Raw genomic sequence first — 19054 nt, 5'->3', positions numbered from 1 at the left:
TTCAGCTCGTCGCGCGCACCTTGCGATCAAGGACTTTCCCAACGGCGTGACGGCCCGTGCGGAACGTCTCGCGCGCGAATCGGGACGTGAACCACAGCGCCGTGAAGTATCCGGCTGTGACGGCTAGTCCGACACCGATCGACGCGAGGTCGTCGGGCACGAACATCGTGGAGATCACCCCGAACAGACCGGGCGGAACCGCGAACATGCCGAGACATTTGGTCCCCGCGACGAACAGCTCATGCATGTCGGTCTCCGTCACCCGGCCGCACCACCAGTACGAGAGGGCCCAGTTGACGCCGTATCCGACCGAATGCCCGACAGCGACTCCGAGAGCGCCCCACGGGAGTCCCGCCAGCATGCACACCACGATCAGCGGCTGGGAGACGAGGTAGAAGCGGAACTGCGCGGCCGTCGCGCCTTTGGCCAAGAATGCCCAGAACGTCACCTGGTTGAGCGCGCGAAAAGCGCCGCCGACCGTCAACGCCTGGAAGATGGGGATCATCGGCGCCCACTGCGTGCCGAACACCAGTGTCACGATCGGGTCGGCGAGTCCGAACAGGATTCCGTACGTGACTCCGAGGACGACACCGCCCATGAGCTGGCCGGTCCGCAGATAGGACTGGAATCTTTCGCGCTGATCGGCGACCCGGGTCAGAATCGGGACCGCGACCCGTGTGAGCGGCGCCGCGATCTGGTTGATCGGCACCATCAGCAGTTGATACGCGCGGTTGTACATGCCGAGTTCGGCAGGCCCCCACACATAACCCAGCGATAGATTGTCGACGTTCCTGGTGAAGTAGGCCACGCCTTGAGTACCGAACAGACCGAACCCGAACGACATCAGATGGCCGACCGGTCCACGGCGGGTGGGCAGCCCCGGTAGCCACCGGCTCGCGAGCACCGCGAATGCCAGTCCGGCAACGGCCGTCACCAACTGCTGGCACACCAATGCCCAGTAGGTCGGCTCGGCTAGAAGAACGAATCCGACCGCCGCAGCGAGACCGAGCACGACCGGAACAGTGTCTACCAGGGCGAGCTTCTTGAAATCGAGTCGCCGATTCAGTTCGGCGCGGAACTGTGTGGCAGCCCCGTTCGCCACGAACACCACCGCAGACCATCGAACGATGTCGGCGAGGGCATCGTCGGAGAACACCGATGCCACGACCGGCGCCAGAAAGTACGTGGCAGCACCCAGGCCGCATCCGAGTGCGGTATTGATCCAGAACAGGTTCGACTGTTGTTCCCTGGACAGTCGGGTTTCACGCGCAGCGGCCGTGGACAGGCCGAAGTCCCGGACCAGTTCACCGAATGCCATCAACGAGGTGACGATCGCGACCAAGCCGAAGTCGGTGGGACTGAGGACCCGTGCCAGGACGATGGTGCCGGCGAACAGTACGACGATCCGAACCAACTGCCCTGCAACGGTGTACGACGCTCCACGTGCCGCGACAGCTGCCAACGATCCGCTCGGATCTGTGGGGCCGGTCGCTACACTCCGATCTGTCGTCATCGCCCGCTACCGGCGAGTGTCCGCCCCACCGTCGTCAAGCGGGCGCGCGCGTCGTCGACGGCACCAGCCATTTCTCGTCCCATCCGCGTGATGTCCGCGGTGCTCACGTCCGAGAGACCGTCGGCGGCACACCCTTCACCGGAGCCCGGCCAGTCGAGTCCGATGGCGTCGAAGTGTCGCCGAATCTTGCCGTTCGACGACTCGACCCATCCGAGTGGCACCGCTCCTTCCGTTGCGCCGACGATGAGCCCGTGCAGTCGGTCTCCCACCACGACGGCACTCCGCGCGTAGATGCGTCGGACCTCACGCTCCCGGGCCGCATGATCGGCACTCCCCCAATGCGAGACGACACCATCGAGTTCGGTGGCCAGCCATGCCGCCGTACCCGAGTCGCGCCGGACCTGGACGACCACGATCGGCTCGAGCCCCAGTGCCTCGGCCGTCGACCGCACCCAGGCGATCCATGCCGGCGACGGTCGTTCGCGGTCGCCGCGGAGCACCACCGCCAACAACGACCGTTCCTCCGAGGAGGGCCACTCGTGTGTCGCGCTGCCCAGCGCGAACGCCCAGTCCGGTGCCACCTCACGCGTGACCGCGAGCGAGGTGTTCGATTCCCGGTCGCGGAAGTGGACGACGTCGCAGAGCCGGGCCACCACTCGGTACGGCAGCGCGAGCACGGTCCACGCACCCGGGCGCGGTACACCGGCACCGGCCCAGACTGCGGCGCCGCCGAACAGTCGGCACCAGATCGTCAAGACCGCGAGGGTCGCCATCCGTGTGGCACCTCGCCGCGAGAGGGGAACCTCACCGGCGTTGACGGCCACCATGGTTCGAGCGTCGAAGGCGGATCGGAGGGCAGCCAGGTACCACTTCCGGTAGCTCGTGAACACCCGGTCCGACGGATCCAATCCGAGACCCGCGACGAAGTCATTACTCGCCTGCGCCGTCCATACGCTGATACCACCGTGCACCCGTAGGTGTTCGAGATACGCCCGGCGCAGCAGGGAGTCCCCGATGTTCTCGTCCTGTCCCGTCGCCCAGACGAAGACACGGGTGGAATCCGCTCCCCGCACGGCACGTCGACGTATCAGCACGCCGACGTCTCCCGACTGCGCCGGGCACCGTCGACCCGACCCCGGAGGTCGGCGACCAGTGCGGACCGTACGGCCTCCGCGGACTCGACCGCGGCCGCGGCGCGACGCCGATAGTCGTCCCGGGTCGCGCTGTCACCGGTCAGCCGTCGAATCTGCTCGAGAATACGTTCCGGCTCGAACATGTTGACGTTGTGGACGTACTCGTCGAGGCCCAGATCCTCGAACGCCCCGAATCCCTTGCGCTCGTAGGCGAGGTGGACGACGTAGTGGCCGGCTCGCAGCGCCATGAGGGCGGCGTGGAGACGGACCGCGACGACCACGCGAACGTGATCGACCGGACGCATCAGTTCGTCACGCGTGAGGATCCGATCGGCACCGATCGACGCCATTACCGCCCGATCATCGTTGCCCGCGGTTTCGCTCTGGATGTATCCGTCGAACGTTCCGAGTTGCCGACACAGATCGGTGACCAGGGGAGAAACGGTGCCACGCACGGATCGCACGCTCACCACCGGAACGTCGGCCACCGGCAGGTTCCCGACGTTCGCGGTCGCCGACAGGATCGCGAGATCGGGTACCCGCTCGACACCGCATCGGCCGAACTCGGCCACGGTCCTGTCGTCGCGGACGTAGAACCTGTCGATCGCACGCATACCCCGACCGATCACGCGACGTACCGGCGATCCGGCCGGACCCACACTCTGGGGGAGATAGACGGTCGGGGTCGAGGTCCGTGCCGCCGCCGCGAGCTGTGGACCGTGGACGAGTCCCATCTTGAGTGCTTCCAGTCCGTACCCTGCCCGCAGGTAGCCACCGCCGACCCCCACAACCAGGTCGAATCGGTCGAGTGTACGCAGCAGTCGCAGGTAGTCGCGGGAGTATCCGCGGGCGCTCGGCGCGGAATCGACGACGCGGACACCGAGGTGCCCGAACGTCTCCGGGTGTGAGGCGGCGAGAGTGAACTCGATCTCGTCCCCGAATGCCTCTCGCACGATGGTGATCGACTCCTCCACGAGAAGTCCGTCTCCCGCGTTGACCGCACTGTATCCGTGAAGCAGAACAACTTTCACTGGTCCATCACCGATCTGTAGACGGAAACGTGGTCGTCGAAGCTCTTGTCCCACGAGAACGTCTCGGCCCAGGCCCGCCCACGCGCAGGGGCGTTCTCGAGCCAGCGTCGGTCGCCGATCGCATCCCGGATCACCCTCGCGATCGAGTGCCGATCGATGTCGTCGGTGATCCGGGCGGGACCTGCCACCTCCCGCAGGGACCCGCGTGTCGAGGCGATGACGGGTGCGCCCGCGGCCATCGCTTCCAAGACCGGGAACCCGAAACCCTCGTATTTGCTCGGGAAGACGAATGCCGTGCAGCGCTGCATCAACGCGATCTTGTCGTTCTCCGACACGAATCCGAGGTAGCGGACGTTCGGCGCCGATCGGATCGCTTCCATCGACTCGTCGGCATCCCACGCCGGCTTACCGACGATCAGCAACGGCAACCCGAGATCCGTGAGTGCGGCGTCCCTCATCGCGTTCACCAACTCCACGAGGTTCTTGCGCGGTTCGATGTTCCCGACGTAGAGGAGGAACTCCTCGGGGACGTCTGCGCTGATCTCGTCGGAGACACCCCGTCGCGCACTGAACGTCGCGCAGTCGATCCCGTGGGGGATCACCGTGATCGCGTCCCTATCGACGTCGAACACCTCGGCGATGTCGTCGGCACTCGATTCGGACACGGTGACGATCCGGTCCGTGCATCGGATCGCGGCACCCACTCGTCCTCGCCATACTCGCTCGGCACGCGGCGTCCGCACGCCGTCGACCCATTTGCTGGCGACACCGTGCACCGTCACCACGGACGGCGATCTGGTGGCGACCAGCGGTCCGGTGTCGGCGACGTAGTGGAGCACCAGGTTCGGCTTCCGCGGCCGCAGCGCCTGCACGGTCTCGAGCGCGAGGGTTCCGACCGGGTTCCCGGTGAACCTCATCGTGTCGACGTCGAGTCCGCGTTCCCGGAGTCCGGCGGCGAGGGTACGCGCGTAGGTCGTGTTGCCCCCGACGTGACGTTCGAGGATTCTCCCCGGCATCAGGATCTTCATGCGGCCACCTCGGTTCGGTCGGAGTACAGGTGCGCCAGGGCGCGACGCTGTGCGGCGGCCGAGTGCACCGTCACAGATTCCGCCGCGCGTCGGCGAACGGATTCGCGGGAGTCGGGGTCGTGGGCGAACCGCGTCACCGCGGCAGCCACGTCGGCAGCCTCGACACCGGCCGAAGCGAAGCCGAGTCCGCGAAGGGTGTCGACCTCACGCACGAGGACCGGTGTCCCCAACGCCGTCGCCTCGAGCAACGTCATCGGGGCTCCCTCCCATCGTGCGGGGTGCAGATACAGATCTGCGCGAGACATCCGTTCCAGTACTTCGGCGTTCGGAATCCAGCCGGTCACCGACACACCCGCCGAGACGAGTTCACGTTTCATCGGTTCGTCGCCGTCTCCGATCCACGTCCACTCGATCGACGGATCGTCGACGAGTCGCACCACGTTCGCGAGGAAGCCCGGGTCCTTCTGCGCCGAGATCCGGCCGACAGTGACCACCTGTGTGCGCCCCGGTGCGGGCACCGATACCGACCGACAGCCATCTCCGACGTCCCCGGCGACATTCGGCAGATAACTCACGCTCGATCGTCCGGTGGTCAATCGTGATGCCGCTGCGGCCTCGTGCGGACTGATCGCGGCGATCACGTGACCGCTGCGGCGACTCAGCAGGTACTCGGCACCCAGATAACCGGCGCGCACGGCGGGGTGGACGTCCTCACGCAGGAAGGCGTACGAGTGCGGCGTGTACACGACCTTCACGTCGGGGAAGTCGAAGGCTCGGAGCGTTCCGGCGAAGCTCGAATGCAGGTGGACCACTCGGGGCCGACGCTCACGGATCACCCGACGGGCAGTGCGGACGAACCGCGGCATCGAACCCTGCATTCGAACGACCTCGACATCCGGCAACTGTCCGACATCATGCGCGTCACGCACTCGCACGAACATCGCATGACTGCAGAACGGGGAGTTCTCGATGTACCGATTGATCGCGGTCTGGACCCCACCCCCGTAAGCCTCGGACACGTGCAGAACGTCGAGACGTGCACCGCCCGTCGTCGTCATCGCCCCATCCCCCGGTACACCCATCCCTCGTCCTGCCATTCGCTCGGCCGCAGGCAGTTGCGTCCGTCGATGATGTTGCGGCCCCGGACGAGTGGGCTGATGCGGGAGGGGCGGAGGTCCCGGAATTCTTTCCATTCGGTGAGGACGAGGACGACGTCGGCGCCTTCGACGGCGTCGGTCACGCTGGTGGCGTAGCCGAGTGTGGGGAACAGTCGGCGCGAGTTGTCCATGGCTTTGGGGTCGTACACGGTGACGGTGGCGCCCTGCAACTGGATCTGGCCGGCGACGTTGAGGGCCGGGGAGTCCCGGACGTCGTCGGATTCGGGTTTGAATGCGGCGCCGAGCACCGCGACGCGGGTGCCGAGCAGTGTGCCGCCGCAGGCGTCGCGTGCCATCTCGACCATGCGGGTGCGGCGACGCATGTTGATCGCGTCGACCTCGCGGAGGAAGGTCAGGGCCTGGTCGGCGCCGAGTTCACCGGCGCGGGCCATGAAGGCCCGAATGTCCTTGGGGAGGCATCCACCACCGAATCCGACTCCGGCGTTGAGGAATCGGCGGCCGATACGGGCGTCGTGTCCGATCGCGTCGGCGAGGACGGTGACGTCGGCGCCGGCCGCCTCGCACACCTCGGACATCGCGTTGATGAACGAGATCTTCGTGGCCAGGAAGGCGTTGGCGGAGGTCTTGACGAGTTCGGCGGTCGCGAGGTCGGTGACGAGGAACGGGATCTTCTCGGCGAGCAGTTGCGCGTAGACCTCGCGTGCCACGTCCTCGGCGCGTCCCGGTCGCTCTCGATCCACACCGAGGACGAGCCGATCCGGGTGCAGGGTGTCCTGCACCGCGAAGCCTTCGCGCAGGAACTCGGGGTTCCATGCGACCTCGACATCGTCGCCGGCCGGGGCGAGTGCACGTGCCCGCGCGCCGAGTCGCTCGGCGGTTCCCACCGGTACCGTCGACTTCCCGAAGATGACGCTCGGGCGGGTCAGCAGGGGTGCGAGACCGTCGATCACCGCGTCGACGTAGGTCAGGTCCGCGGCGAATTCACCTTTCTTCTGCGGGGTTCCGACACCGATGAAGTGGATGTCGGCGAACTCTGCCGCTTCCTCGTAGGACGACGTGAAACGAAGTCGGCCGGCCGCGATGTTGCGCTGCAGGACCTCGTCGAGACCCGGTTCGTAGAACGGGACCTCGCCGGCCTCGAGTTTGGCCAGCTTCGACTCGTCGATGTCGACACCGAGGACCTGGTGACCGAGTTCGGCCATGCAGGCGGCGTGTGTCGCACCCAGATATCCGGTACCGAACACCGCAACGGATGTGCCCATAGTTCTGCCTTACCTTCGAAGTTCGGGGTCGACGAACTCCCGCACCGCTGTGGTGAGGTTCGTCGTACGAATGGGGGGGATGTGGGTGGTCGCGGTGTCAGTACGCGCCGCTACCGGCGGTCACGGCCCGCACGGTCTTGCCGACGATGAGGATGTCCTGCATCATCGACCAGTTCTCGACGTACGAAAGGTCAAGGCGCACAGTCTCGTCCCAGGAAAGATCGCTGCGTCCACTGACCTGCCACAGGCCGGTGAGGCCAGGTTTGACGAGCATGCGTCGTCGGACGGTTCCGTCGTAGGCGTCGACTTCGCGGCGGAGTGGTGGTCTCGGTCCGACGACGCTCATCTCGCCGCGAAGGACATTCACGAACTGTGGGAGTTCGTCGAGGCTGTACTTGCGCAGGAACTTTCCGACCGGGGTGATGCGTGGGTCGTCCTTCATCTTGAACAGGACGCCGGCGCCGTCGTTCTGGTCGAGCAGTGCGGTGACCTGCCTGTCGGCTCCGTCGACCATGGTGCGGAACTTGAGCATCGGGAACGGTGCGCCGTCGAGTCCGATGCGCTCGGACTTGTAGAGGACGGGGCCGCGACTGGTGGTCTTGACGGCGATTGCGGCGACCAGCATCACCGGTGAGATCAGGAGCAGGGCCGCGAGCGCGAAGCACATGTCGAATGCGGTCTTCCCGAAGCTCTTGGCTCCGTGATACTGCGGCTTCTCGACGTGGATGAGCGGGAATCCGGCGACCGGACGCATCACCAGACGCGGTCCGGCGACGTCGACGACGCCGGGCGCGACGACAAGATCGACGTTGGACGGTTCGAGATCCCATACGAGACTGCGGATTCCGTCGTGCCCGAGTTGCTCGGTGGCTGTGACGACGACGGTGTCGGCGCCGCACTGCTGCAGCGCGTCGACCACCGCGTACTCGTTACCGAGGACCGGGATCTCCCGGCCGTCGACCACGATGTGCTCGTCGTCTCGGTAGCCGGAACCCGGTACGCACACACCCACGACGCGGTAGCCGGACGCCGCCTCACGCTCGAAGTTCCGGGTCATCGTCAGCACGGATCGCCGGCCGCCGACGACCAGCACCGAGGTGTAGCAGTCACCGTTGGCCCGCTTGCGGGCCACTATCTTCCGCACGACCCACCGTCCGGCGAGCAGACCGACCAGGCCCAGCGGGAACGCGATGGCGAGGTAACCACGTGCGAGGTCCGCCTGGAACAGCAGGCTGAGGATTCCGATGATGCCGAACAACTGGAACGTGGCGACCGTGATGCGCCGGTACTCCTCGGCCCCGGCACCGATGACGCGGGTGGAACGGGTGCGGTGGATCGCCAGCATCGCGAGCCACAACGCGCCGAGCGCGATCGACATCATCGTGTAGCTGAGCCCGGAAATCGTTCCGGCCGTGACCGCTTCCGGTGTCGTTCCGAAGCGCGCGACCTGTGCCGCAGCGACCGCGGCGGCCACGACGACGGTGTCGACGACCCGGAGTCGGCTCACGTAGCAGTGTTGCCAGCGGCTGCGCGAATTGTGTTGCAGAGAAGATTCGTTCACTAACCGGAGTGGCGAGTTCTCCCCCACCATCCCGGCTTCGGTCCCTGTTTCCAGGTAGCGCGAAGCCGTCACGCCGTCACCTCCATCGACCATCACACATGACATGACCCCCGACGGGCCGATCTTGCTGTGGAGTCCGGTGCCTCCGTTGAATCCGGCACCCTCCGCTGTACGAAATGGTTGTAGCACGCGGTTACGCCCGTCACAGCGTGAAACGAACGACCGGCAGACCCGAACGGTCGACCTGTTCCACCTGCACGGACCTGGACGAATGTCCGTCACGTCCACACGGAACGAACATCACTTTGTTCCGAATTCAACAGGGAGAACGACCTTTTTACGCCCCGCAGGCGGCGGCACTACCGTCCGGTAACCGAATCCACCTGCGCGGACCATGCGCACCGAGTGCAGCATCTGGGGCCGATATCGGGACTGCGGCATCGACTCGACCGTAGCGACCCGGCGGATACTGACACACGTTCATCGCCGACCGGACGACAGGAAGTGTGACCGCCGGCAAGAACACACCCATCCTGATGTGATCCAAAACACACTTCATCGAGTGGCTACTGCATGAACGTTCAATCAGCCCGGAGGTTGCCGAACCCGCTGCGCGACAGGGTCAGCGCGCTGCGCTGCTCGGGTGCGTCGGGAAGTTGAGGTACGCCCGCGACGGCGTCGGTCCCCGCTGCCCCTGGTACTTCGAGCCGACGGACGAACTGCCGTACGGACTCTCGGCGGCACTGCTGAGCCGGAGCAGGCACAGCTGCCCGATCTTCATGCCCGGCCACAACGTGATGGGCAGGTTCGCGACGTTGGAGAGTTCGAGCGTGATGTGCCCGCTGAATCCGGGGTCGATGAAGCCTGCGGTGGAATGTGTGAGCAGTCCGAGTCGGCCGAGGCTGGACTTGCCCTCGAGTCGTCCGGCGAGATCGTCGGGCAGCGTGCACACCTCGCGGGTGGAACCGAGAACGAACTCACCGGGGTGCAGCACGAACGGCTCGCCCGCCGCCGGCTCGACGAGCGACGTCAACTCGTCCTGCCGCAGCGCCGGATCGATGTGCGTGTACTTGGTGTTGTCGAAGACCCGGAACAGGCCGTCGAGTCGGACGTCCACGCTGGACGGCTGCACCATCTCCGTATCGAACGGGTCGATACCCAGGCGTCCGGAAGCGATCTCGGCACGGATGTCACGATCTGAGAGCAGCACACCGCAAGGCTACCGACACGCCGACGGACCACCTCGGGCGCCCACGACGAGGCTTCTGCTAGAGTTGCCGCTTGCAGGCCGGTTGCAGTTGAGAAATCGGAAAACCGCAGCGTACGGCCTGTATGCCGATGTAGTTCAATGGTAGAACATCAGCTTCCCAAGCTGAATACGCGGGTTCGATTCCCGTCATCGGCTCTCTCGGGTATTTCCCACTTCCTGACCGATCGTACCCCGGGCCATCGCCTGATCGATCACACATCCACGCCGCTACCGCATCATGATCAACTGTGACGGTGATGAGCGAGGTGGCGTCCGGCGTCTTCCAGGTGTCCGGGACCGATGTGAACATGGTGATTCTGCGGGACGGTGACGCGTTGACGCTGGTCGACGGCGGTTATCCGCGGGATGTCGCGGTGGCGGAGCGGGCGATCCGGTCGTTGGGTCGGCACCCGGAGGATGTGCAGGCGCTGTTGTTGACGCACGCGCACATCGACCACATGGGGGCGGTCGCGGCATTCCACGAGCGGTACGGGACGCCCGTGTACACCGATGCCGTCGAGGTGGCGCACGCCCGCCGCGACTATCTGGAGCAGGCCGCCGCCCCCGATTTCCTGCCGATGATCCACAAGCACGGCGTGCTGCCGTGGCTGCTGCGGGTCGCCCGCGCCGGCGCCACGAGGAAGGTTGCGATCCCGAACGTGCGGGCGTTTCCCGCCGACGGCAGCATCGACATCCCCGGCGCCCCGGTACCGGTCGCCACGCACGGGCACACGTCCGGGCACACCGCCTTCCATCTGCCGCGGCACGGGGTCGTCATCACCGGCGATGCCCTCGTCACCGCCCACCCGCTGTCGAAGGTTCTTGGCCCGCAACTGCTTCCACCGGTGTTCGATCACGGCACCGGGGACACTCTCGCCGCGTTGGATGCGCTCACCGGGCTCGACGCCGACACGATCGTCCCCGGCCACGGCCCGACACTGTCGGCTCCGATCGCCGACGCCGTCGCGCAGGTCCGGGAACGCGACTGAAAGCCGGCCGATGAGTCAGGATGATCCGATGGTCGACGTCTTCTATCCCGTTCTGACTATGAATCTGCTTCTCGTCGTGGGTGCGTGGTGTCTGGCGCGGCCGAGTCGGCCCGCCGCCGTGTGTCTCGTCGTGCTCGCGGTGGTGTGGGTGCTCGTCAACGGTCCGATCGAGGGGCACATCCTGTGGACGCTCACCCCGGAACACGGCGTCACGGTGTCGGATCTGTTGTCGGTCATCGCAATCGTCGTCGCGGCACGGACCTGGCACGTCCGCACTTGACCGGTGCAGTCCCCGAAGAACCGCGCGGATTCGCGCGCGGCGACTTACGATGCGAGAACCCCGCGATCCGTGGGGTCGCCGCATCCGAGCACGCATCCGATGCTCACCGTCGGCCGTCGCGCTGCCACGAGTCGCAACAAGGAGTCCCGATGGAATTCGCCGTCGTCGATGGAAGTGTTCCCGCGTTCGCAGGTGAGGTGGTGTTCGTCGGCAGTTCGACGGCACTGCAGGAAGCGCATTCCCTGGCGTCCGGGCGCGGATTCCGTTCCGTCGAGGCGGTCGCCGACGGCGTCGCGTACGCGGTGGTCGACGACGACGCCCTCGACGGCATCTGCACGCCCGCCGAGGCCGCCCTGCTCGCGCAGGTCCGCGCCCTCGAGGTGCCGGTGCTGACGGTGCAGCAGGCCCGCACCCTGTTCCGCGCCCCGGTGGACGCCCTCACCCTCGCGTGACATCGCGCGCTTCGCTTTTTCACAGGGTGCGCTGCTAGAAACGATGTCATGTCGTGGTTGTGGATCGCTCTGGGCGGGTGGCTCGTCCTCGCCTGCGTGGCGGCCGTGCTGATCGGTCGTGTCGTCCGGCGCGGCGATGTCGAGGAACTCGGCTCCGATCTCGACTGGGATCCCGCGAGCCTCGACGAGGAGAACCGCCGGTCCCGCGATTCACACGGCTGACGTGCCCTTCCGGGTCCGGTGCAGTCCGCGGGAATCGTAGAAGTGGGTGACCGCGGCCCCGAGTACGAGTCCGATGACCAGCCCGACCCCGGTCATCCACACCGCGTGCAGCAGTCCGGCGCCGGCGCTGCCGTCGAAGTAGAGGATCGCGCGGACCCCGACGAACACCTGATGCATGGGCTCGAACTGGGCGAGGAGTTCGTAGATCCGCGGGGTCGCCTCGATCGGGATCGCGCCGCCGGACGACGGCAGCCCCATGATCACGAACACCACCAGATTGATCAGCATCCCGACGGTACCGAACGCCGCCATCACCGACAGCGCCGTCACCCCGATCGCGGTGATCGCGAATGCACCGAACTCCCACAGTGCCAGCGCATTCGGTATCGGCATGCCGAGCGCACCGGTGATCGCGATGTACAGCGCCGACACCAGTGCGCCGAGTACCGCCATCACTCCCCATTTCACGAGCAATGTCCGGAATCGACTGATTCCCGCCGACTCCCGGTGCACGTACCACGGCCCGTACTCGGTGGGGGCGAATCCGAGTGTGCTGTCGACGATCGAACTGACGATCGTGGCCCCGGTGAAGCCGGCCAACACCAGCAGCAATGCGAAATAGAAGGCGGACAACCCATTTCCGGTCCCCGGCGGCAGCGGATTGTGTTGCACGGTCAGGACGTCGACCGGTTGCGCCAGCGTGAGGGCCGCGGCACCGGACACCGTCGTACCGGGAGCGACCGACGCCAGCCGGTCGTTCACCGTCGCCGTGAGCTTGTCGCCCATCATCGTGTTCACCTGTGCGAGCGCGGTACTCGTGATCGCCTCGGTGATCCCGATCCCGAAACTTCCCGCCCGCGGATTGGTGTAGGCCGTGACGATCGGCTTCTCCACGTCACCCGGAATCACCGACGCCTGCGCGAGAATCGCTGTGCGCTTGGTGAAGTCACTCGGAATGACGATGGCCCCGAACAACTCGCCCTTACCGAGCCGCGATGCCGCCTCCACCCACGGAAGCTGCTGCAGATCGACCTTGTCGGCGGGCACGTTCGCGACGAGACCGGCCGCGATCTCGTCGCCGAAATTCTCCCGCACCGGACCGTCCGGACCGTCGATCACATCGCCGACGTCCTGGTTCACCAGTGCGATCGGGAAGCCCCGCAGATGCTTCGCCGGATCGAGGATGCCGCCCATGTACAGCGCGGCCAACAGGGACATCACGACCGCGACCACCGCGGTCGGAGCCAGCCAGAGCCTCCACGTGTGCAGTGATCGCATCCGTTGTCCCCTCCCGTGTACCGCCGAAGCTCAGGCCTCGAACGGGATCAGATTCCCCGCAGTGTCCCGCACCCCGACACCGGACTCGATCGCATCCACCAGATCGTCGAGCGCCGCCCACGTGATCGGCGGGTCGGCATCGAGGTTCCCGATCGTCAACCAGTCGTCGGTGGCCCGGTAGCGGACCAGTCCCCGTCCCGCGGCGTCGACGGCGACGTCCAGTAGCCCGGACACCGTCCCCTCCTCCTCGGTCATGACGGCGACCGGCATGCGGATTGCGGCGATGTCGATGATCCGAGCCTCCTCTACCGGAACGCGCCCTGACGGACACAGTCGTCGACGGCGGTGCGCAGGGCCGCCTGCTCCGCCGGGTCGACGGTGAGGCCGTACTTTACCTTGACGTGCAGATACCGATCGACGTATGTGCAGCGAAACTTTCCGGGCGGCAGGTAGTTCGCGGCATCCTGGTCGCCCTTGGACCGGTTCGCCGACGGGTCCGCGGCCACCAGATTGACGGCGTCGTTCGCGATCCTGCGACGGGTGTCCTCGTCGAGACCGGCCGCCCCCGACCGCCACGCCTCCGCCAACGCGACGATGTGCTCGGCGTCCACGTCGGACGGCTTCTCCATCTTCTTGTACGGACGCAACTCCCCGGTCTTACGGTCGACGAACCCGTACTCGTCCTGCCAGCCGCCACCCTTGCCGACGATCAACTCGCACGTCTTCGGGTCCAGCCGCACCGAACCGACCGCGTCACGCAGCATCATCACGTCCCGAGTGGTGCACCGGGAATACTCCGCGAACCCGTCACCGAACCCGTGTTCGGGCAGATTCCGGTCCCAGTGCGGAAACTTCTCCCGGCTGTACCCGGTCATCGGCGCTTCCGGCGCAACCGTCAACCGCGCGAGCAACTCCTCGATCTCACCGGACGCGACCGACGGCGGAACCGGACCGGACGGCTCGTCCTTCGACCCGAACCACGTGTCGACGGCGACGTACCCGATCGCCAACACCACCGCGAGCACGACCGTGCCCGCCAACGTGAGCACACGACGCATCGAACCGGACATCGACGATCTCAACCGAACCTCATCTCTCGCACATACGTTCGTACGGACCGAATACTAGCCGGTACGCACACGCCGGTTCCCCGAGAGTGCCCACACACCGGAATTCACCGTCGCCCGCCGTCACGCCACCGGCGTACAGTCCGCCCATGAAGTACACCACCATCCCCGGAACCGACCTCTCCGTCTCGGCAGTATCATTGGGCTGCAACAACTTCGGATCACGCACCGACCCGGAACAGTCCCGCACCGTCGTCGACGCCGCCCTCGAACACGGGATCACGTTCTTCGACACCGCCGACATCTACTCGGCCGGCGAATCCGAACGACACCTCGGCGCCGCACTCGCCGGCCGACGCGAACAGGCCGTCGTCGCAACGAAATTCGGCGGACCCATGAGCGACACCGACCGCGGCTCGGCGCCGGACTACGTGCACCGCGCGTGCGACGCCAGCCTGCGCCGCCTCGGCGTCGACCACATCGACCTCTACTACCAGCACATGCCCGACCCGCAGGTCCCCATCGAGGACACCCTCGGCGCCCTCGACGAACTGGTCCACGCCGGCAAGGTCCGGTACGTCGCATGCTCCAACGTCACCGCCGACCAGATCACCGACAGCGTGCACACCGCCACCGCACGCGCCCTGCCGCGATTCGTCGCCGCCCAGATCGAATGGAACCTGCTCGAACGCGGCGTCGAGGACACCATCGTCCCCGCCTGCGAGGAGAACGATCTCGCAGTGATCCCGTTCTACCCGCTCGCCGCGGGCCTGCTCACCGGCAAATACCGCAAGAACACGCCGTTCCCGACCGGATCCCGATTCGACCGCTCCGACTACTTCGCAGCCACCGCCACCGACACCGCCCTCGACCGCGTCGAAGAACTACTCGTCGTGGCCGGGAAACTGGGACGCCCACTGTCCGAACTCGCGATCGCATGGCTCGACGCCCAACCACAGATCGCGTCGGTGCTCGTCGGCTCCGCCACCCCCGAACAGGTAGCCCGCAACGTCGCGCACCTGCAGCACCCCCTCACCACGGACGAGGAGGAGGCGCTGCGCACCTGTGCGCCTTTTCGGTAGTAGCTACTACCGAAAAGGCGCACAGGGGCCTACGCCAGTGGCGGCAGGGTCACGACCTGGCCCGCGTACGACAGGCCGGCACCGAAGCCGACCAGCAGGGCCAGGTCGCCCGGCTTCGCCTTGCCGGTGCGGAGCACTTCCTCCATCGCGAGCGGAATCGACGCCGCCGACGTGTTGCCGGTGTCGGCGATGTCGTCGGACACCGGCACCGACTCGGGCAGCTTGATCTGGCGGGCGATGACCTCGTTGATGCGGCCGTTCGCCTGGTGCGGGATGAACGCGCCCAGATCCTCCATGGTCACACCGGCACGTTCGACGGCCTGCACGGCGATCTTGCCCATCTCGAAGGCGGCCCAGCGGAAGACCGCGGTGCCCTCCATCTTGATCCACGGGCGGTTCGTCGGATCGGCCGCGAACGACAGCCAGTCCGGCTCCTGCCGGATGGCCTGCGACTGCGAACCGTCCGAACCCCACACGGTGGGGCCGATGCCGGGGGTGTCGCTCGGGCCGACGACGACGGCACCCGCACCGTCACCGAAGATGAACCGCACGCTGCGGTCCGTCGGCTCGGTGCTGTCGCTCATCCGCTCCACACCGATGACGAGGACATAGTCCTCGGTGCCGAGACGCACCATGTCGGATGCGACGGACAGCGCGTAGCAGAAGCCCGCGCAACCGGCCGTGACGTCGAACGCTGCGGAACCGGCGGTGCCGAGCGCGTCGGCGACGACGGCCGCGCACTGCGGCGTCTGCACCGGGTAGGTGGACGTGGCGATGACCACGGCACCGATCTGCTCACCGGTCAGCCCGGCCGCCTCGAGCGCCTTGCGGCCCGAGTCGATCGCCATCGCGAGCACGGTCTCCTCGTCGTTCGCGAAGCGACGGTTCTTGATGCCCGAACGCGACTGGATCCACTCGTCGGTGGAGTCGATGGTCTGGCAGATCTCGTCGTTGCTCACGACCCGCGCCGGGCGGTAAACCCCCAGCCCGAGGATGGCGGACTGCCTGACCTCGGTGGAGTTCGAGATCTGCGCACCCATGTCTGGTCTCCTCTACAGCCTGATCTCACGGCGTGACACGCCGCGCGACAGGGCCGTCGTGACCCCGTCCCACGACACGGTACTTCGCGAACCGTGTCCGCACTGTTACTCGGGTCTCCTGATTCGTCACAGCGCGACCGGCCCGGACGCACCGCTCACCCGCACGGGTGGACCCGACCGCCCGGAAGAATGCGTGAGTTCGCCCCCGGAGAAACCGTTTCCGCTGTTACCGTGTTATCCGCCCGCTACGGCCGTAGGAGCCGTTACAAAGCGGACATACAACCAGGCAGACATCGCTTTTCGACACCGATGGGAACATCCGTGCACCGAAACCGAACGCGCTCAGCAATCGTCGTGGCCGCCACGGTAGCCGTCGCAGCATTCGCGACACCCGCCTCCGCGGACCCGATCATGGTCAATCCGATCCCCGTCATCAACGGCACCACCGGGGTTCCCGTCCTCCACGGGCGCAGCCAGGCCGTGTCGCAGGTCACCGGGATGCTCAGCGCGAACCGGACGCAGGACACCAACGTCCTCGGCACCGACCTCGGCATCGCCTGGGACAACGGCAACGGCGAGGTCCTCACCGCGTTCGGTGACACCGCCGGCCTCGGCCTGCCCAACCTGCTCGCCGGCAGCCTGTGGTCGTGGCGCAGCAACGTCCTGTTCCGCAGCACCGACCGCAACCTCGGCGACGGCATGACGTTCGACAGTTCCCCCCGCGACATCGTCGGGCAGTCGAAGGAAGTGGTGCCCAGCCCCAAACTGCCGTTCGTCGAGATCAGTCGCATCCCCACCGCCGGCATCGCGGTCGACGGCGTCCAGTACATGAGCATGATGTCGGTCAAGGACTGGGGACAGCCCGGCAAATGGGAGACCAACTTCTCCGGACTGGTGTCCTCGTCCGACAACGGCGAGAACTGGACGGAAGCCGTCGACACCCGGCGCCCCGACGAGGCCGGCAACCGCAACTTCCAGATGAGCGCCTTCATGAAGGACGGCGGCTACGTCTACCAGTACGGCACCCCCGCCGGCCGCGGCGGAACCGTCCACCTCGCCCGCGTCCCCGAGAAACAGATCCTCGACCTCGGCGCCTACGAATACTGGGACGGCGGCAAGTGGGAGCCGAAGAACCCCGACGTCGCGGTGCCGATCGTGTTCGGCGGCGTCGGCGAGATCTCCGTGCAGTACAACGACTACCTGAAGCAGTACCTCCTGCTCACCACCGACGACCGCAACTCCGTCGTCATGCGTCGCGCCCCCACCCCCGCCGGACCGTGGAGTGCCCCGGAAACCCTCGTCGACGGCTCCGAACTGGCATCGATGTACGGCGCCTACATCCACCCGTGGTCGACCGGCCCGGACCTCTACTTCCTCACGACGGTGCACTCCAACTACAACGTCCTGCTCATGCACACGACACTGCAGCAGTGAACCCGTCCCACTGCTACCGTCCGAACAAACGATCGGTACGGAGCGAGGAGACGGCGTGACCCAGGGCAGTGACATCCACAGCAGCGTCCGAGACGACATCGCGAACCTGCTCGCGCGCATCGCGCACCTCGCCGACGACGGCACCGTCGAGGACTATCTCGACCAGCTCACCACGGACGCCGTCTGGGAATCGCAGGCCAACCCCGTCACCGGCATGGCCGCCCAGACCCGCACCGGCGTCGACGCCATCGCCGAGGGTGTGCGGCAGCGTCGCACCGACGGCATCCAGGGCCCGGGCACCTTCACCCGCCACGTCATCACCACCGTCGCGGTCACCGTCGACTCCGACACCCAGGCGTCGTCCACCGCGTACTGGCTGTTCTTCCGCGACGGCGCCACCGAACCGCGTCTCGCGGGCGTCGGCCGCTACGACGACACCCACCGCCTCGAGGGCGGGTGCTGGAAACTCGCCCACCGCCGTATCACCGTCGGCTGATCCGACAGTCCAGCCCCGTCGGCTGCTCTTCCCGCGTTTCGCGCACTTATCGCGGAGTTCGACCGCCGTCCGGTCGCGATAAGTGCGGAAAACGCGGCCGGCGCCTCGCGAATCTCGCGACAAGTGCGCAAAACGCGGGCAGGGGCGAGGCGAGCCGCTCGGCGCGCGGCCGCGGCGCGTCCTCGATACCGTCGTGTCCATGAAGGCAGCGGACTGGGACGAGCGGTATTCACAGGCGGACATGGTGTGGGGGACGCCGCCGAATCCGGTGGTGGTGGAGTTCGTGACGTCGCTGCCCGCGGGCCGGGCCCTGGATCTGGCGTGCGGGGAGGGCCGGCATGCCCTGTGGCTCGCGACGCGCGGCTGGCGCACCACCGGCGTCGACTTCTCGGCCGTCGCGATCGACAAGGCCCGGAAGATCGCGGCGCCGTCGCCGCGGGCGGTGCGGGAGCGCCTCGACTACGTCGTCGACGACATCACCACGACCGCCGTCCTGGACGAGCCGTCCGGTTTCGACCTGATTCTGCTGATCTTCGTGCACCCCGCGCCGGCCGAGCGGACGGCACTTGTGAGGCGTGTCATCGACGCCCTGAAACCCGAGGGAATCCTCATGATCCTCGGCCACGACGCGATCAATGCCACCGATGGCGTCGGCGGTCCACCCGATCACGAAATCCTGTACACCCCAGACGATTTGATAAGCGATCTGAACGGACGGCTCGACGTGACGGTCGCCGAGAGACGCTTCCGGGAGACGCCGGACGGCACCGCGATCGACGCGCTTCTCGTCGCCCGCAAGCCCGCCCTTGGCAGCTAACT

20 protein-coding genes and 1 tRNA gene are annotated in these 19054 nt (G+C 66.7%); 9 read left to right on the top strand and 12 right to left on the bottom strand.

The genetic code is table 11. From position 1 onward, the window contains the following. Position 1: 1 nt before the first annotated feature. The 8 genes from E0497_RS06295 to dcd form a co-directional block, all read right to left on the bottom strand. Positions 2 to 1414, bottom strand: a complete 1413-nt coding sequence (locus tag E0497_RS06295) for a lipopolysaccharide biosynthesis protein (RefSeq protein ID WP_241665749.1) — start codon at positions 1412 to 1414, stop codon at positions 2 to 4. Positions 1415 to 1509: 95 nt separating this feature from the next. Beyond that, positions 1510 to 2607, bottom strand: coding sequence for a hypothetical protein (locus E0497_RS06290; protein WP_137723934.1), 1098 nt, complete (start codon positions 2605 to 2607; stop codon positions 1510 to 1512). Next, positions 2601 to 3677 (bottom strand): polysaccharide pyruvyl transferase family protein, encoded by a 1077-nt coding sequence (locus tag E0497_RS06285; protein WP_137723933.1) that lies wholly within the window; start codon positions 3675 to 3677, stop codon positions 2601 to 2603. Before E0497_RS06285 ends, E0497_RS06290 begins: the two co-directional genes overlap by 7 nt. Beyond that, positions 3674 to 4705, bottom strand: a complete 1032-nt coding sequence (locus tag E0497_RS06280) for a glycosyltransferase family 4 protein (protein ID WP_137723932.1) — start codon at positions 4703 to 4705, stop codon at positions 3674 to 3676. Before E0497_RS06280 ends, E0497_RS06285 begins: the two co-directional genes overlap by 4 nt. Further along, the gene (locus E0497_RS06275) at positions 4702 to 5763 is read right to left on the bottom strand and encodes a glycosyltransferase (protein ID WP_241665747.1); all 1062 of its coding nucleotides are present in this window, start codon (positions 5761 to 5763) and stop codon (positions 4702 to 4704) included. The genes E0497_RS06280 and E0497_RS06275 overlap by 4 nt, the downstream gene beginning before the upstream one ends. Next, positions 5760 to 7085, bottom strand: a complete 1326-nt coding sequence (locus E0497_RS06270) for a UDP-glucose dehydrogenase family protein (RefSeq protein WP_137723931.1) — start codon at positions 7083 to 7085, stop codon at positions 5760 to 5762. Before E0497_RS06270 ends, E0497_RS06275 begins: the two co-directional genes overlap by 4 nt. Positions 7086 to 7182: 97 nt before the next feature. Next, positions 7183 to 8676 (bottom strand): sugar transferase, encoded by a 1494-nt coding sequence (locus tag E0497_RS06265; protein WP_137724078.1) that lies wholly within the window; start codon positions 8674 to 8676, stop codon positions 7183 to 7185. A gap of 592 nt (positions 8677 to 9268) precedes the next feature. Continuing rightward, positions 9269 to 9856, bottom strand: a complete 588-nt coding sequence (dcd, locus tag E0497_RS06260) for a dCTP deaminase (protein ID WP_137723930.1) — start codon at positions 9854 to 9856, stop codon at positions 9269 to 9271. 124 nt (positions 9857 to 9980) lie between these two features. Here dcd and E0497_RS06255 point away from each other — a divergent pair. From E0497_RS06255 to E0497_RS20600, 5 genes are all read left to right on the top strand, one after another. Continuing rightward, positions 9981 to 10051: transfer RNA gene (locus E0497_RS06255), tRNA-Gly, on the top strand. 101 nt (positions 10052 to 10152) lie between these two features. Continuing rightward, positions 10153 to 10884: an MBL fold metallo-hydrolase gene (locus E0497_RS06250; RefSeq protein WP_241665757.1), complete on the top strand. Its 732-nt coding sequence runs from the start codon at positions 10153 to 10155 to the stop codon at positions 10882 to 10884. 58 nt (positions 10885 to 10942) lie between these two features. After that, a complete protein-coding gene (locus E0497_RS06245; protein ID WP_338325460.1) occupies positions 10943 to 11164 on the top strand; it encodes a hypothetical protein in 222 nt (73 codons plus the stop codon). Between the two features lie 149 nt (positions 11165 to 11313). Then, a complete protein-coding gene (locus E0497_RS06240; protein ID WP_137723927.1) occupies positions 11314 to 11616 on the top strand; it encodes a hypothetical protein in 303 nt (100 codons plus the stop codon). 48 nt (positions 11617 to 11664) lie between these two features. Next, complete coding sequence (locus tag E0497_RS20600) at positions 11665 to 11838, top strand: hypothetical protein (protein ID WP_170312888.1); 174 nt, start codon at positions 11665 to 11667, stop codon at positions 11836 to 11838. On the opposite strand, the gene E0497_RS06235 is transcribed toward E0497_RS20600, so the two are convergent. From E0497_RS06235 to E0497_RS06225, 3 genes are read right to left on the bottom strand one after another with little or no spacing between them, the layout of a single operon-like run. Next, a complete protein-coding gene (locus tag E0497_RS06235) occupies positions 11827 to 13116 on the bottom strand; it encodes a YhgE/Pip domain-containing protein (protein WP_137723926.1) in 1290 nt (429 codons plus the stop codon). The genes E0497_RS20600 and E0497_RS06235 overlap by 12 nt on opposite strands. Positions 13117 to 13146: 30 nt before the next feature. Continuing rightward, the gene (locus tag E0497_RS06230) at positions 13147 to 13371 is read right to left on the bottom strand and encodes a hypothetical protein (protein WP_137723925.1); all 225 of its coding nucleotides are present in this window, start codon (positions 13369 to 13371) and stop codon (positions 13147 to 13149) included. 50 nt (positions 13372 to 13421) lie between these two features. Beyond that, on the bottom strand, positions 13422 to 14186 hold the full coding sequence (locus E0497_RS06225; RefSeq protein WP_137723924.1) for an HNH endonuclease family protein: 765 nt from the start codon (positions 14184 to 14186) through the stop codon (positions 13422 to 13424). Positions 14187 to 14332: 146 nt separating this feature from the next. Here E0497_RS06225 and E0497_RS06220 point away from each other — a divergent pair, with 146 nt between their 5' ends. Next, positions 14333 to 15265, top strand: a complete 933-nt coding sequence (locus E0497_RS06220; RefSeq protein WP_137723923.1) for an aldo/keto reductase — start codon at positions 14333 to 14335, stop codon at positions 15263 to 15265. 29 nt (positions 15266 to 15294) lie between these two features. On the opposite strand, the gene E0497_RS06215 is transcribed toward E0497_RS06220, so the two are convergent. Continuing rightward, positions 15295 to 16305 carry a beta-ketoacyl-ACP synthase III gene (locus tag E0497_RS06215; protein WP_137723922.1) on the bottom strand — a complete coding sequence of 337 codons (1011 nt, stop codon included), beginning with the start codon at positions 16303 to 16305 and terminating at the stop codon, positions 15295 to 15297. Between the two features lie 309 nt (positions 16306 to 16614). On the opposite strand from E0497_RS06215, the gene E0497_RS06210 reads away from it, so the two are divergent. The 3 genes from E0497_RS06210 (at position 16615) to E0497_RS06200 (ending at position 19052) form a co-directional block, all read left to right on the top strand. Next, complete coding sequence (locus E0497_RS06210) at positions 16615 to 17739, top strand: DUF4185 domain-containing protein (RefSeq protein ID WP_137723921.1); 1125 nt, start codon at positions 16615 to 16617, stop codon at positions 17737 to 17739. A 55-nt stretch (positions 17740 to 17794) separates the two neighbouring features. After that, positions 17795 to 18235, top strand: coding sequence for a nuclear transport factor 2 family protein (locus tag E0497_RS06205; RefSeq protein WP_241665746.1), 441 nt, complete (start codon positions 17795 to 17797; stop codon positions 18233 to 18235). A gap of 199 nt (positions 18236 to 18434) precedes the next feature. Next, complete coding sequence (locus tag E0497_RS06200; RefSeq protein ID WP_137723920.1) at positions 18435 to 19052, top strand: class I SAM-dependent methyltransferase; 618 nt, start codon at positions 18435 to 18437, stop codon at positions 19050 to 19052. The last annotated feature ends 2 nt before the right edge of the window (positions 19053 to 19054 follow it).

Origin of the sequence: Prescottella subtropica (assembly GCF_005434945.1) — a bacterium.
Classification (GTDB): Bacteria; Actinomycetota; Actinomycetes; order Mycobacteriales; family Mycobacteriaceae; genus Prescottella; species Prescottella subtropica.
Note: the sequence above shows the minus strand (reverse complement) of the source record. Positions and strands in the feature narration are given on the sequence as shown.